Below are 13,981 nucleotides of genomic sequence, written 5' to 3'. Positions count from 1 at the left end.
GTCGAGGATCAGGGCGCCGCTTCCTCCCGTTCGACCGCCCGCAGCAACGCCGCGAAACCGGCCGCCGCGCCCTCGCCGTCCGGGCTGACCAGCAGGTCCACGAGGAAGCCGCGCAGCGTCGCGAGGATCATCCCGGCAACCTCGAGTTTGCGCTGCTCCGGCCAGTGCCCGGGGCAGAACGACACCAGCGTCGGCAGGTACTGCTGGGACGCGCCCCGGCCGAGCGCGGCGTACCGGCCCGGGTCGTACATCGCCAGGCCCATCGCCTGGTCGAGGACGCGACGCAGCTGCGTCTCCTCGCGAAGGCTGGACCAGGCGGCCCGGACGCGGCCGGCGAGCGTCGGCGACTCCGCGGCGGCGGCCGTCAGCGCGTTGCCGATCCGCCGCTCGCGCAGCGCAAAAACCACCTGCCGAAGCAGATCTTCGGCGCCTTCGAAGTGGTAGAGCAGCACCTTGTGCGTCGTCCCGGCGGCCCGTGCGGCACGCCGCAGCGAGAAGTCGACGAGCCCGTTCTCGGCCACGTCGTCGGTGATCTTCGCCAGCAGTTCCCGGCGCCGGGCCTCGCCGCGGGGCGACCCGGCCGACCGCCGGTACCCCGCACGGGCCGGTTCGTCGGTAGCGTTGTCCACGTCGGACAGCTTGGCACGGGGAGGGGGCGGCGATGCGGGTACTGGTGACCGGGGGCAACGCCGGGATCGGGTACTTCGCCGCCGAGCAACTGGCTTCGGCGGGCGCGGAGGTGGTGATCGGCAGCCGCGACCCGGACAAGGCGCGAGCCGCGACCGCCTCGATCCGCTCACGGGTTTCCGGGGCGAAGGTGACGCACGTCCGGCTGGACCTCGCCGACCTCGGCTCGGTCGACCCGGACGTGGGTGAGCTGGACGCCGTCCTGTGCAACGCCGGTGTCGCGCTCGACGCCCCGCCGCGGCGGGAAACCCGGGACGGGCACGAGCTGATGTTCGGCACCAACCACCTCGGCCACTTCGCCCTGATCGCCCGGCTGCTGCCGGTGCTGACCCCGGCCGCGCGCATCGTGACCACGGGCAGCTTCGCGGCGAAGTCGGCGAGCCTCGACTTCGCCGACCTCCAAAGCGAGCGCGATTACCGCCCGAAGCGTGCCTACGAGCGGTCCAAACTGGCCCAGATGCTGTTCGCGCTCGAACTCGACCGGCGGCTGCGGGCCGCGGGCTCACGGCGCGTCAGCGTGCTCGCCCACCCGGGCGGCGCGCTCGACTCCCTGACGCCGTCACGGCCGCCGGTGCACGTCCGCACGACCGGCGCCTGGCTGCGCGGGCTCCCGGCCCGCGCGGTGTTGCACGGCAAGGACGCGGGAGCGCGACCGGCCGTCCGCGCGGTGCTCGGCCCGGACGTCGAGGGCGGCCAGCTGTGGGGCCCGCGCGTGTTCGGGCTGCGCGGACGGCCCCGGCTCGAACCCCGGTGGGCGAACCTGACCGACGACGCGGCCGCCGCGCGGCTGTGGACCGAGAGCGTCGCGCTGACCGGCCTGGAGCCGCTCGGCTAGGAGTCGTCGTCCCCGCCGGTGACGTTGCCGATGCTGGCGGGCACGCCCTTGATCATGTCGACGACGGTCTTGCCGGCCAGGCCCGACTTGCCGAACCACGGGTCGGTCATCACCTTGACCGCCGACTCGAACTTCTCGGCGCCCGCCTTGCCGAAGAGCTTGCCGAGCTCGTGCACGGAGAAGTTGGAGATCTTGTCGAACTTCTGCATGATTTCGGGCGTCACACCGTCCATCTGGGACAGCTTGGTCCGGATGACGTTGGTCATCTGATCGGTGAACGGCTTGTGCGGCTTGGGTTCCGGAGTGGACGGTGTGGAGTCCGGCTTCGGCTCGGGCGTGGTGTCCGGCTTCGGTTCCGGGGTGGCCGACGACGAGGAAGGCGCGGGGTCCGGCTTGGGCTCGGGGGTGGTGTCGGGTTTCGGCTCGGGCTTGGGTTCCGGTGTGGTGTCCGGTTTGGGCTCGGGCTTGGGTTCCGGAGTTGCCGACGAGGGGGTGGTGTCGGGTTTGGGTTCCGGTTTCGGCTCGGGCTTGGGCTCGGGGGTGGTGTCCGGTTTGGGCTCGGGCTTGGGTTCCGGGGTCGCCGACGAGGGGGTGGTGTCGGGTTTGGGTTCCGGTTTCGGCTCGGGCTTGGGCTCGGGTGTGGTGTCCGGCTTCGGCTCGGGCTTCGGCTCCGGAGTCGCCGACGACGGTGTCGTGTCCGGCTTCGGCGCCGGTGTGGTGTCCGGCTTCGGGAGCGGGGTCGTGTCCGGCTTCGGGGTGGGTGTCGGCGTCAAGCTCGTCGCCGGGGGCTTGGCCGCCGCCAGGTCGTCGCCCGCCTTGCCCATCTTCGTCAGCGCCTGCAGCAGGTCGCCCAGCTTCCGGGCCAGCTGCGCCAGCTTCGCGCCGATCTTGCCCAGCGCCGTCGCCACCGTGCCGATGGTCGTTCCGATGAAGATGGCGATCGACGCGCCGAACGTCACCGGGGCCAGCGCCGCCGCGATCAGGGCGCCCTTGATGATCGTCGCCAGGAGCATCGCGATCAGGTCGCGGAGGATGCCGCGGAAGGCGCCGACGATGCCGCCCGCGATCTTCATGTTCTTGCCGGCCTGGTCGAGGTAGCCGCCGAGGGAGCCCAGCTGCTCGGTGACCGCGTCCATGTCCTTCTTGAACTGGTCCGCGGCCTTGCCGCTCCACTCCTTCATCAGGGTGTCGAGCGCCTGCTGGTGGTCGGCCGACCACTGCTCCAGCTTCTTCTTCTCCGCCGTGAGCGCTTCGCTGGCCGCCGCGATGCCGATGGGGTCGCCCATCAGGACGTCCAGCGGCCACCGCAGGATCGTGATGTGCTCGATGAGCCAGCCGATCCCGGCCGTCAGCAGGCTGCCGATCGGGTCCAGCACAAGACCGATGGTCTCCAGCGCCATGCCCGCCGCGCCGATGCCGATCGCGACCTTGTCGTTCTCCTTGACGGCCTTGTCCAGACCGGTCGCGGCCTCGAAGAAGCCCGCGCCGGCCGACCGGTTGTCCTCGTTGAACAGTTCCGAACCGTGGAGGCTGACGTCCTTGCTCTGGTAGTCGTCGCCCACTATTCGAACCTCACGATCGAGTCGACGGCGTCTTCTTCGCCCGCCTGGTAGCGCTTTGCGGCTTCGGCGACCTTGTCGGCGAGCTCGCCGACGGTCTTGGCGTACGCCCCGAACTGGTGGTGCGCCTTGTCGGTCCACGTGCTCGCGCCGGCGGCCATCAGCTGGCACGCCGGGTTGATGCCGAACATCCCGGGGTCGCAGACCATGCCGCCGACGAGGTCGGCGGTGCCCTGCAGGTTCTGCTGCAGCTCGTCGAGGTGCTTGCCGAAGTTCGCCAGTGGCTCCGAAGAGACCCGGAATCCGCCGCCGGTCACCAGGGGTTCGCTTCGTCGTCGGGACGGTCGTCGGCCGGCGGACGGCGCCGCGGCGCGGACGGCGGCAACGGCGGCTGAGCGGGGGACGGCGGAGCAGCGGGCGGCGGCGTCGGCTCCGCCGCGCTCTCCGGGGCCCCGAAGTCCCCGTCCGGCGGCGGGTCCGGCGGCAGGAACGACCGGACCATGTCGGTCGACTCGCCGTCGCCGTTGATGGTGGCGAACGAATCCGCGACGGCGCGGGCGGTCTGGCGCTGCGCGTCGCGCACCGCACCCATGATCGCCGCGGTCAGCCGGGCCGGGCCCAGCTCGCACGCCCGGTGCCCGAGCTCGAGGTTCGTGAGCGCGCCGTTCGGGGCGAGGGTCACGGTGACCGCGCCGTCGCGGGTGCGGACCGTCGCCCCGGCCGCGGAAAGCGCTTCGTTCAGCGCGGCGGCCTTCGACTGCATCTCCCGGACCTGCCGTTCGAGCAGGAGCTGGAAGTCTTCACCTGGCCCCAGGTTCGGTTGCACGAATTCGACTCCTCGACGCACCGGCACACGGCCGGACCCATTTGCGGCAGGTTAGCGCACCCCGGATGGTCGTCCGGCGTTAACCGGGAGTGTGCCTGGTTGTTCCCCGGATGTTGCCCCTAGGCACCTGGCCGGGTGAACCGCCGTGCCCGGGAGGGGGGTGAACGCCGCGAATGACTCATTCGGGACCTCAGAGGTTCCGAATGAGTCATTCGCGACCTCGGGGGCGGGAGTCCACAGTGGAGGTCAGTGTGCGGTGGCTGTGCGGGCGGCTCTCTCCACCTCTGCGTGGCGGGCCGCCCAGAACTCCGCGTCGTGGTGGCCGTCGGAGGCCAGCCTGCCGTCGAGCTGTTCGCGGAGGATGTCCGCGTGGCCGGCGTGGCGGTTGGTCTCGGTGAGCACGTGGACCAGGATGTTGAACAGCAGCACGTCCGGGCGGGGCCACCAGGGCACGTGGCCCGGTGCGTCGACGGCGAGCTCCGTGATCGTCGCGTCGGAGTGGGTCCATGCCCGGCGGTAGCGGTCGATGATCTCCTCGCGGGGCTCGTGCTCGGTTGCCCACATGTCCCTGCCACGCGTGCTCATGTCGTCCCACCGGGGCAGGGGCTCGGGAAATGGCCTGTCGAAGATCTCGCCGAAGTACCGGGCTTCGGTCAGGGTCAGGTGCTTGACGAGGCCGAGCAGGTTGGTGCCCGTCGCCGTCAGGGGACGGCGGATGTCGTACTCGTCCAGCCCGTCGAGTTTCCCGAGCAGCTCTTCGCGGACCTCGCGCAGGTCGCCGTGCAAATATTCCTTTGCGAACTCGTCGATCATGGCGACCAGCTTGTCAGCCCACGGGCACTCCGCGCACCGAAACCGGACCGCGGGTCGGGTCGAGCTCCAGCGTCTGATCCACGCCGGACGGCGTCAGCACGTCGAACGCCTTGGGCGCGGTTGCCGGGTCCGCGGTGCAGATCGGGGCCGTCCCGCCGGGCGCGCAGAGGCCGAACGTGTACTGGCCCGCCGTCGGCGTGAACGGGCGGGCCTGGTCGGGGGAGTTGCCGTCCTGGCCGGTCAGCACCACGGCGAACGTCCAGCCCGGTCCCGGCGTTCCGAAGGCCGCCTTCGCCACGCTGACCGTGATGTACCGCGTTGCCTGCGACGCCTGTACTGACGGCGTTGCCAGCGAAGCGCCCGAAGCGTCGACGAGCGTCGGCTCGGCGAAGCCCTGGACTTCGATGCGCCGGCTCCACGCGTCCTGCGGTGCGATCGTGTACGCCCGGCTCGGGAACGGTGCCGCGGTCGACGTCGCCGTTGCGGCCGGGTTGTGCCCGTAAATCGTCAGCAGCTGGGCGCCCAGCGGGGAGCCGAACGTCGGGGTCAGGTCGCGGAGCTGAGCCCGGAAGACCAGGTTGGTGCCGGAATCGATGACCTGGAACCGCTGCAGGTCGAACGCGCCCGCGTGGAAGTCGCCCGCCGTCGGGTACGTGTACGTGCCCGGGCCGTTGTCGTCGCCGTCCGGGTCCGTCGTGTCCAGCAGGACCGTGCCGGTGACGAAGTCCGAGCTGATCGTCTTCTGGGCGTACCCGGTCCCCGCCCCTGTTGCGGCCGCGGTGACGACGTTCGCGCCGAGTGGCGTGGGCACGGTCGCGCTGAACGTCCCCGCCGCCGAAGCCCGGGTCGACAGCACCGTGGTCGTGCCCGCGTCGGTGGCCGATACGGCGAGGTCGACGCGGCTGCCGGCCGGTGCGGTGCCGGTGACCTGCGCGGTCGCGGTGGACACCGACGCGGGCGCGTCGAGCGTGACGGGCAACGCACGCGGGGCGGAGACGTACCGCGAGCGGACCTCGGCGGGCTGCTCGGGCAACCTGCCGTCGTCGAGGGCCCTGGCCAGGCGCACCGACTGCGACTGGGCCCAGCTCAGCGGCGCCACCGAGCCGGCGGACTGCCCCGGCGTGAAGCCGATCGACGCCGTCCGCGGGTCCGTGCCGTACGGCGACGCGGGCAGCGCCGGGTTCTCCCAGATCTGCTCGGGGATCAGCCCGGTGCCACCGGTCTGGGCCCGCATCGCGCGCAGCATCGCCGCCGCGCCCGCCCGGTCGCCGGTCTGCACGGACTGCTCGCCGCGTTCGCCGGCGAGCACCGGCCACAGGTGCCCGGACCCGGTGTTCGTCGACGGCCAGGGAGCGCCGGTCGGCCCGCAGTTCGTCGGATCCGGCTCGTAGCAGTCGCCGTAGCCGTCTTCGCTGCCCGGCGCCGACGTCCCGTAGCGGTACCAGCCCGGCCCGGCCGGGGTGTCCCGCTTGATCACCCGGTCCACGACGCCGAGCGAGGCGGCGACGTCCGGGTCGTTCGCGGGCAGCACGCCCAGGCGGGTCAGCTCCAGGAACCCGGCGTCGACGACCGCGCGCTGGTCGGCGTCGACCGAGCCGTTGCCGAGGTTGTAGTTCCATTCCGAATTCGGGTCGCCGTTTTTCGTCAGCCGCAGGAAGTACCGGCCGCCGTAGGGCCCGTTCTGCGTCACCGTCCAGCCCTTGACGTTGCGCTGGAAGTGGTCCGCGGTGGCCCGGTAGACGTTCGCGCGCGCACGGTCGCCGTTGCGGTCGGCGATCACGCCAGCGGCGACCAGCCCGGCGATCTCCGCGGCGATCGTCGAGGGGGAGTAGCCGCCCTGTTCCTCCCAGCGCTCCGAGCCGAACGCCGGCCCGTGCGCGACGACGAAGTCGGCGGCCGCCCGGATGTGCTCGGTGTAGAGCGTGCGGTCGCGGTCGAGCCCGGCCTGCAGCGCCATCAGGATCGGGTACGCGCTCTCGTCGAGCTGGTCACCGCCGGAGTCGGGGGCCTTCTTGCCGTTGAGCAGCGAGTTGCGCGGGAACCGGCCGTCCGGTTGCTGCTGGCGCGTGAACAGCCACCGCACGCTCGCCCGCGCCGTCTCGCGGTCGCCGGCCGAGAGCAGGCCGGAGAAGCTTTCGTAGAGGTCGCGGGCGAAGATCTCGCGGTAGGACCCGAAGTAGACCGGCTTGCCGCCGGGCGCGTCGCCCGCGGACACCGCCTGGCCCCACGGGCTGCCGAGCGACGCGACGACCGCACCCGGGAACGTCTTGTCCTCGCTGGCCTTGAGCACGTTGACGGAGTGGTAGTAAGCAGTGGCGTCTTCGGAGTCCTTGCCCCGCACCGGGATCAGCCCGCGGTCGTAGTCACGCCACTCGCGCGCGTACTGGCGGTAGCTCTGCTCGAACGGGGTGCGCAGGCTCGCCCCGGCCGTGGCGACGGCGGCCCGCGCGTCCGCGCCGAACCCGAGCGCGAGCACGGCCGGGCGGTGCGGCCGCAGGTCCAGCTGCGCGGTCTGGACGACGTTGCCGTTCACCGCCGTCGGTGTGGTGTCGGTGAGCCGGTGGTCGCGGTCCAGCTGGGCCAGCCCGTCGCCGGCGGTGCCCGCGAAGCCGCTGCCGGTGGCCAGGAACCGGCGGTCGGCGCGCAGCGCGGCGGCCAGCGGGGTGCCGTAGTCGCGGGCCGGCGCGCTGGACACGGTGTTCGGGTCGGCGCTGACCAGCGCGGACGTCGCCGCGTCGACCGTGGCGGTGTCACCGCCGCCGTTGGCCGGGCCGCCCCCGCCGTTGCCGTTGACGCTCGCGTCGAAGCGCACGTAGACCCGCAGGTCCCGCCCGGAGTCCCGCAGCGGTTCCAGCCGGGTGCGGATGAGCACGCCGGTCCGCGCCGGATCGGCCAGGTACTCGGTGACCAGCCGGTACCGCCCGCTGCGCGCGGTCGACGTCACCTCGCACGCCATCCCGCCGGCGCTCGTGCGGACCGTGTAGGTCATGTCGCGGGCCTGCAGGTCGGTGAAACTGCGCCCGTCGGTGACGGCGAACTGCAGCGTCTCGACGTTCGTGTTGTCGATGACCGGCGCGTAGACGTCGGACAGCACGCCGCCCGCCACGGTGAACCACGCCTTGCTCGCCGTGTTCCGCGCGGTGCCGAGGCAGTCCTTGCGGGCCAGGCCGAAGTGCGAGACGGCGCCCGGTCCCGGCGCCGCGGCGGCTGCGTTGGCTGCGTTGGCTGTGGTGGATACAGCGGGCAGGAGGGTCGCGGCCAGCACCGCGCACAGCACCACGGACGACGTCGACCGAATCATCCGCACATCCGATCACGACCGGCCCGGGCCGCACCAGGTCCGAACGGCAGCAGGGGAGCCCATTACCGGTGATTGAGAATCCGAACCGGTGGGTAGCAAACCGTGAGTCCCCCAAGGAGGTGAACGTGGAAGAGCTGGGATCGGACGGATGGCGGTACCGCGGCACGATTTCGCCACGGACGCTGCCGAGCTTGCGCCGGCACCTGGTGTCCTGGTTGCGGCGGCGCGCCGGGGCCGAGGTCGGGCGGCAGGCCGACGACGTCGTGCTGGCCTGCTGGGAAGCGATGGCCAACGTGCTCGGCCACGCTTACCACGGCCGGCCGGGCCTGATCGACGTCCGCGCCCGGATCGACCAGGACGTGCTGATCGTCACCGTCGCCGACCAGGGCAGCTGGGAGTCGGTGGCGGAGCGGGCGGACGGCGGCCGCGGGCTGCGCCTGATCCAGGCCCTGGTGGACGGGCTCGACGTCCGCTCGACCGACGGCGGCACCGTCATCACGCTCACCTGGCCGTTCCCGGCGCGCCGCACCGCCTGAGCCGGTCAGCCGGCGGAGCCGGCCGAGGACAGGTCTTCGACGAACCGGGCCGCGATGTCCCGGAGCTTCACGTTGGTGTGCTGCGATTCGGTGACCAGGAGCTTCATGGCGTCGTCGGCGCCGATCCGGTGCACGGCCATCAGGATGCCCTTGGCCTGCTCGATCACCGCCCGCGTCCGCATGGCCGCTTCCAGGTCGACGGCCCGCTGCCGGGCGTGGTGGTAGCGCCGCGTGGTGCGCAGCCCGAACGAAACGACCGTGGTGTACAGCTGCAGGAGCTGCGAGTCGGCTTCCGCGAAGCCGTGGTCGCCGTAGCCGAAGAGGTTGATCGCGCCGGACAGGCGGTCGTCGACCCGCAGCGGCGCGGCCAGGTAGCTGCCGACGCCGAGTTCCTGGGCCCGCGCGGTGAATTCGGGCCACGCTGTGCCCGCGGTGGCGAGGGGCACCCGGACGATCTCGCCGGTCGACGCGGCCTGCAGGCAGGGACCCGCGCCCGCCGCGTACTGGGCGCGGTCGATCTCGACGGCCGCCTCGTCGGTGGAGGCCGCGGTCGTCGGCTCGCCGTCCCGGATCGCGGTGATGCTGGCCATGTCGGCGCCGGGCACGGCGCGGACGGCCTCGGCGCAGACGGCCTCGAGGATCTCCGCTTCGACGGGTTCGGTTTCCAGCGCACCGGTGAGGTCCGTCATGGCGGCGGTCAGCTCGTCGAGGTGCTCGGGCAGGATCGACTCACCGGTCACTGGTGTCATCTCCGTCCCGGACGGCTGCGGCAGGTGCTGAACCGCTGCTGCTCAACGGAACGGCAGAACCTTACTCGCGTCCGGTGCGCATTCTGCAACAACGCTGCGGCAACACCGGGAAGGAAGAGGACGGTGGCTCCGGCCCGCCGCTCACTGCTGAACGTCGTGGGTTGGGTGCCGGGGCCACCTCGCGACGGACGGCAGCACAACCCACCCCACGGCCGTCGCTGCGGCCTGCTTACCCCGTTTACCGGCGGTCAACCGTTCAGCGGATCATGACCTTCGTAACTTGCGTCAGCCCCGACACCCGCAGCACCCGGTCGAGCAACCGCGACGCGACCAGCTGCAGGTCGTTTCCGCCTGCCCGGTCGAACAGCACCGCGACGCCGGCGCTGTCGAGGTAGGCCACCCCGGTCAAGTCCACGGTGACGGCCGTCCCCGGCGTCAGCTCGCGGTCCAGCGCCGCGCCGAACTCCGCCGCGTTGCTCATGTCGATCTCGCCGGTGACGGTCAGGACCCGCTCCCCGTCGTCGCCCGGGCCGCTGACCAGCGTGAGTGCCGTCGTCACGAACCGATCCTCCATTCCAGCGTGACGGTGGTTCCGGTGGCGTCGTGCCGGAAGGTGACGGAGTCGGCCAGCGCCTCCATCATCGGCACGCCGCGGCCGCGCAGCACGTGGTTGTCCGGTGGCGGCTGCTTCCACCGGCCCCGGTCGGCCACTGTGACGACCAGGTGCCCGCCGGTGAACCGGGCCGTCAGGTGCCCGGTCGCCCCCATGCTGCCGTGGTAGGCGTGCTCGACGGCGTTGGCGCAGGCCTCGCCCGCCGCGACGAGCACGTCCTGGGCCAGGTCCTCCTCGAGCTCCGCGTTGGCCAGCCAGGCACGCAGCCACTGGCGGGTCGAGGCGAGGTGGTCCGGGTCGGCCGGGAAATCCAGGTCCAGCGCGGGCACCGACCGGCGGTAGAGCAGCAGCGCGACGTCGTCCTCGTAGCCCTCCGCCGGCCGGAGCCGATCCATCAGGGTGGCCGCCAGGTCGCCCAGCTCCGCGTCCCGCGCGTCGTGGGCCACCCGGGTGGCCCGGTCCATGCCCTGGTCGAGCGCCTCGCGGCGGCGTTCGACCAGGCCGTCGGTGTAGAGCATCAGCAGCGAGCCGATCGGCACGACCGCCGTGGCCTCCGGCCGGGCCGCCGCGCCGCGGACGGCGAGCGGCACGCTGCCGCCGTCGTCGAGGAACTCCGCCGTGCCGTCGCGGTGCACGACGGTGGCGGGCGGGTGCCCGGCGCTGCTGTAGGTGAACGTGCCGGTGCTGGGGTCGAGGACCCCGCAGAAGACGGTGGTGCACAAGGCGTCCGGCAGCCGTCCGGCGAAGCGGTCGAGCGCGGTCAGCGTGTGCGCCGGGCTGCTGGCCTCCAGCAGCAGCGCGCGGCAGGCGCTGCGCAGCTGGCCCATCACCGCGGCCGCCGCGAGCCCCCGGCCGACGCAGTCGCCGACGACGATGCCGATCCGGTCGCCGGCCAGCGCGATGACGTCGTACCAGTCGCCACCGACCTCCAGGGGCGGGTTCGCCGGCTCGTAGCGCACCTCGAAGCCGTCGGGCAGCCGGGCCGGGCCGAGGATCGAGCGCTGCAGCGCCAGCGCCACCTCCCGCTGCCGGTCGTCGCGGTGGGCGCGGCGCAGGGCGTGCGCGAGCGTCCCGGCCAGCAGCGCCAGCAGCGTCCGGTCTTCGGTGCCGAGCGGACGGCCCGGCGCGGGCTCGACCCAGAGCGTCAGCCGGCCGCCCGGGTGGTCGACGGTCGTGCCCGCACCGCTGCCGGCCGGCGTCGCGTGCAACGCCGGCAGCGCGCGGAGCCGCCCGAGGGTCTCGCGCAGCGGAGCGGCGAGGTCCGCCCAGTGCCGGTCGCCGGGGTCGGTGGAGGCGACCTCCGGTTCGCCGTCCGGGGGCCAGGTCACCGCGAGCACGCGCTGGGCGTCCCACAGCTCCCGCAGCTGCGCCAGTCCCGTGCGCAGCACCTCCGGAACCCCGCTGATCCCGGCGAGGCGCTGGTTCATCGAGGCGAGCGCGCTTTCGCGCTGCACGGCGTACCGCTCGGCCGTGACGTCGCGGACGGTGCCGACCACCCGGCGGCGGCCCTCGTCGTCGTGCAGCTGGTTGTAGGCGATCGCGGCCCACACCCGGTGCCCGTCCCGGTGCCGCATCGGCAGGACCAGGTTGCCGGACGGCTCGCCCTGCGCGCGTTCGGACGCCTCGGCGACCTGGCGGTGGGCAGCGGGGTCGGTGCCGGCGTCCGGCCACCACGGGAACGGCGAAGCGTAGGGCAGCCCGTCGGTGCCGAAGCCCAGCAGCTCGGTGAACGCCGTGTTGATCTCCACGACCCGGCCGTCGGCGTCGCAGACGAAGAAGCCCTCCTGCAGCGAGTCGATCATCGCCGCGCGCCACCGGGCGTGCTGCGTCCGCAGCCTGGCCAGCTGGACGGTCGTGCGGACGCGGGCGAGCAGCTCCCGCGCCGAGAACGGCTTGACGAGGTAGTCGTCGGCCCCGGCGGCCAGCCCGTCGACGGCGGCTTCCTGCCCGGCCCGCGCCGACAGCAGCAGCACGGGCACGGCGGTGGTGCGCGGGTCGCCGCGCAGCTCGGCGAGCAGGCCGAGGCCGTCCAGCCGCGGCATCATGACGTCGCTGATGATCAGCTCGGGCGGCTCCGCGCACGCGGCGGCGAACGCCTCGACGCCGTCGCGCACCGCGGTCACCGCGTAGTCGTCGCGCAGCAGCCGGACGAGGTAGTCGCGCATGTCGGCGTTGTCGTCGGCGACCAGCACCCGGGCGCCCGCGGCCGCGGCGGGCGCGGGACGGGCGGAGGAGTCGTCGTCCGGCAGCCAGCGCAGGGCTTCCTGCACGTAGGGTTCCGCGGTCTCCGCGACGAGCCCGCCGGCCGAGGCCTCCTCGACGACGTGCTCGGCCGGCAGGTGCCGCGTGCCCAGCGGCAGCCGGATCCGGAACGTCGTCCCGGCCCCCGGCGTGCTTTCCACGGTGATGCTGCCGCCGTGCATGCCGACGAGCTCGCGCACCAGCGCCAGGCCGATGCCGCTGCCCTCGTTCGAGCGCGCCCGCGCCGACGGGATCCGGTGGAACCGTTCGAACAGGCGCGGCAGCTCGGTGGTGTCGACGCCGATCCCGGTGTCGGAGACGGCGACCACGGCGTGCCCGCCGTCCAGGGCGCTCGTCACCCGGATCGCGCCGTCGAAGGTGAACTTGACCGCGTTGGACAGCAGGTTGAAGACGACCTTCTCCCACATCCCGCGATCGACGTGCACCCGCTCGTCCGACGGGCCGCAGTCCACCTCGAAGGCCAGCCCGGCCCGCTCGACCGCGGCGCGGAAGACGCTCGCCAGCTCCGCGGTGAACGCCCCGAGGTCGACCGGTTCGAAGCGCGCCTGCATCCGGCCGGCCTCGATCCGGGAGAAGTCGAGCAGGTTGTTGACCAGCCGCCCCAGCCGCAATGCGTTGCGGTGGATGACGTCGACCTCTTCCCGCACCCGCTCGCCGGCGTCGCCGAGCGCCTCCCGCAGCTCGGCGGCGGGGCCCAGGATCAGGGTGAGCGGCGTCCGGAACTCGTGGCTGATGTTGGCGAAGAACGTGGTCTTCGCCGCGTCCAGCTCGGCCAGCTCCTCGGCGCGCTGCTGCTGGGCCCGGTAGGCGATCGCGCCGTTGACCAGCGCCGTCGTCTGCTGGGCGACCAGCCCCAGAAACGTCCGGTAGGACTCGTCGAGCGCGCGCCCGGCGCTCGCCGCCAGCACGATCACGCCGGTGGCCGCGTCCCCGGAGTCGCCGGGCAGCGGCAGCACCACCGCCTCGGCGGGCGGCGTGGACCAGCCGCCCGCGGGCAGCTCGCCGAACGCCGCGTCCGAGACCGTCCGGGCGACCCCGTCGGCGAGCACGTCCTTCAGCGGCCACGCGGCCGCGTCGCCCGTGCCTTCCCCGCCGGGCGTGACGGCCGCGAGCGTGAGTTCGCCGTCGCCGTCACGTAGGTGGATCGCGGCGTAGGGGACGTCGGCCCCGGCCCGCCCCAGCACGTCGGCGACGAGCTCGCAGGCCTCGTCCACGGTGCGGGCGAGGCCGGTCCGCGCGCCGAGTTCGCGCAGCGTCGCCAGCCGGCGTTCGCCGATCACGCGCTCGGTCGTGTCGGTGACCGCGGTGAATACCGCACGGACGGTGCCCGCGTCGTCGTGCACCGGGCTGTAGGAGTACGTCCAGTAGGTCTCTTCCCAGTAGCCGTGCCGGTTCATCGGCAGCAGCAGGTCCTCCGACCAGGTCGCTTCGCCGGAGGTCATCACGCTGTCCAGCATCGGGCCGATGATGTGCCAGATCTCGCCCCAGACCTCCGCGCCCGGCTTGGCCAGCGCCGGGTGCTTGGTACCCAGCAGCGGCAGGTACGCGTCGTTGTAGAGGAAGCGCAGCTCCGAGCCCCACCAGACGATCATGGGGAAGCGGGAGGTGAGGCAGATCCGGACCGCCGTCGTCAGGCTCGACGGCCACTCCCGCGGCTCGCCGAGCGGGGACGACGCCCAGTCGAAGTCCCGCATCCGGGCGGCCATCCGGCTGCTTCCCGGAAACACGGCCCGCCGGCCGGCCTCTTCCCCGACTCTCATCACACTCCAGGTTCACGCGGACGCCGGCCGAGCCTACTCG

At 72.8% G+C, this 13,981-nt stretch carries 11 protein-coding genes; 2 read left to right on the top strand and 9 right to left on the bottom strand.

Features of this window, described 5'->3' with window-relative positions; genetic code table 11:
* Positions 1–8: 8 nt before the first annotated feature.
* On the bottom strand, positions 9–629 hold the full coding sequence (locus tag Q5425_RS03710) for a TetR/AcrR family transcriptional regulator (RefSeq protein WP_308670642.1): 621 nt from the start codon (positions 627–629) through the stop codon (positions 9–11).
* Between the two features lie 32 nt (positions 630–661).
* Between Q5425_RS03710 and Q5425_RS03705 the strand changes: the two genes are divergently transcribed.
* Positions 662–1,522 (top strand): SDR family NAD(P)-dependent oxidoreductase, encoded by an 861-nt coding sequence (locus tag Q5425_RS03705; RefSeq protein WP_308670641.1) that lies wholly within the window; start codon positions 662–664, stop codon positions 1,520–1,522.
* Here Q5425_RS03705 and Q5425_RS03700 read toward each other — a convergent pair.
* The 5 genes from Q5425_RS03700 to Q5425_RS03680 form a co-directional block, all read right to left on the bottom strand.
* The gene (locus Q5425_RS03700; RefSeq protein ID WP_308670640.1) at positions 1,519–3,084 is read right to left on the bottom strand and encodes a hypothetical protein; all 1,566 of its coding nucleotides are present in this window, start codon (positions 3,082–3,084) and stop codon (positions 1,519–1,521) included. The two genes, Q5425_RS03705 and Q5425_RS03700, sit on opposite strands and share 4 nt — an antisense overlap.
* Entirely contained in the window at positions 3,084–3,398 is a 315-nt protein-coding gene (locus Q5425_RS03695; protein ID WP_308670639.1) for a hypothetical protein, read from the bottom strand. Before Q5425_RS03695 ends, Q5425_RS03700 begins: the two co-directional genes overlap by 1 nt.
* The gene (locus tag Q5425_RS03690; protein ID WP_308670638.1) at positions 3,395–3,907 is read right to left on the bottom strand and encodes a YbaB/EbfC family nucleoid-associated protein; all 513 of its coding nucleotides are present in this window, start codon (positions 3,905–3,907) and stop codon (positions 3,395–3,397) included. Before Q5425_RS03690 ends, Q5425_RS03695 begins: the two co-directional genes overlap by 4 nt.
* 246 nt (positions 3,908–4,153) lie before the next feature.
* Positions 4,154–4,720 carry a DinB family protein gene (locus Q5425_RS03685; RefSeq protein WP_308670637.1) on the bottom strand — a complete coding sequence of 189 codons (567 nt, stop codon included), beginning with the start codon at positions 4,718–4,720 and terminating at the stop codon, positions 4,154–4,156.
* Between the two features lie 13 nt (positions 4,721–4,733).
* Positions 4,734–8,021 carry a glucodextranase DOMON-like domain-containing protein gene (locus Q5425_RS03680; RefSeq protein WP_308670636.1) on the bottom strand — a complete coding sequence of 1,096 codons (3,288 nt, stop codon included), beginning with the start codon at positions 8,019–8,021 and terminating at the stop codon, positions 4,734–4,736.
* 125 nt (positions 8,022–8,146) lie between these two features.
* On the opposite strand from Q5425_RS03680, the gene Q5425_RS03675 reads away from it, so the two are divergent.
* Positions 8,147–8,557, top strand: a complete 411-nt coding sequence (locus tag Q5425_RS03675) for an ATP-binding protein (protein WP_308670635.1) — start codon at positions 8,147–8,149, stop codon at positions 8,555–8,557.
* A gap of 5 nt (positions 8,558–8,562) precedes the next feature.
* Here Q5425_RS03675 and Q5425_RS03670 read toward each other — a convergent pair whose 3' ends face one another.
* From Q5425_RS03670 to Q5425_RS03660, 3 genes are all read right to left on the bottom strand, one after another.
* Positions 8,563–9,297 (bottom strand): GAF and ANTAR domain-containing protein, encoded by a 735-nt coding sequence (locus tag Q5425_RS03670; RefSeq protein ID WP_308670778.1) that lies wholly within the window; start codon positions 9,295–9,297, stop codon positions 8,563–8,565.
* 265 nt (positions 9,298–9,562) lie between these two features.
* On the bottom strand, positions 9,563–9,865 hold the full coding sequence (locus Q5425_RS03665; protein WP_308670634.1) for an STAS domain-containing protein: 303 nt from the start codon (positions 9,863–9,865) through the stop codon (positions 9,563–9,565).
* Positions 9,862–13,941 carry a SpoIIE family protein phosphatase gene (locus Q5425_RS03660; protein ID WP_396135122.1) on the bottom strand — a complete coding sequence of 1,360 codons (4,080 nt, stop codon included), beginning with the start codon at positions 13,939–13,941 and terminating at the stop codon, positions 9,862–9,864. The genes Q5425_RS03665 and Q5425_RS03660 overlap by 4 nt, the downstream gene beginning before the upstream one ends.
* Positions 13,942–13,981: the final 40 nt, after the last annotated feature.

The sequence above is a fragment of the Amycolatopsis sp. A133 genome, assembly GCF_031082405.1.
Lineage (GTDB): Bacteria > Actinomycetota > Actinomycetes > Mycobacteriales > Pseudonocardiaceae > Amycolatopsis.
Note: the sequence above shows the minus strand (reverse complement) of the source record. Positions and strands in the feature narration are given on the sequence as shown.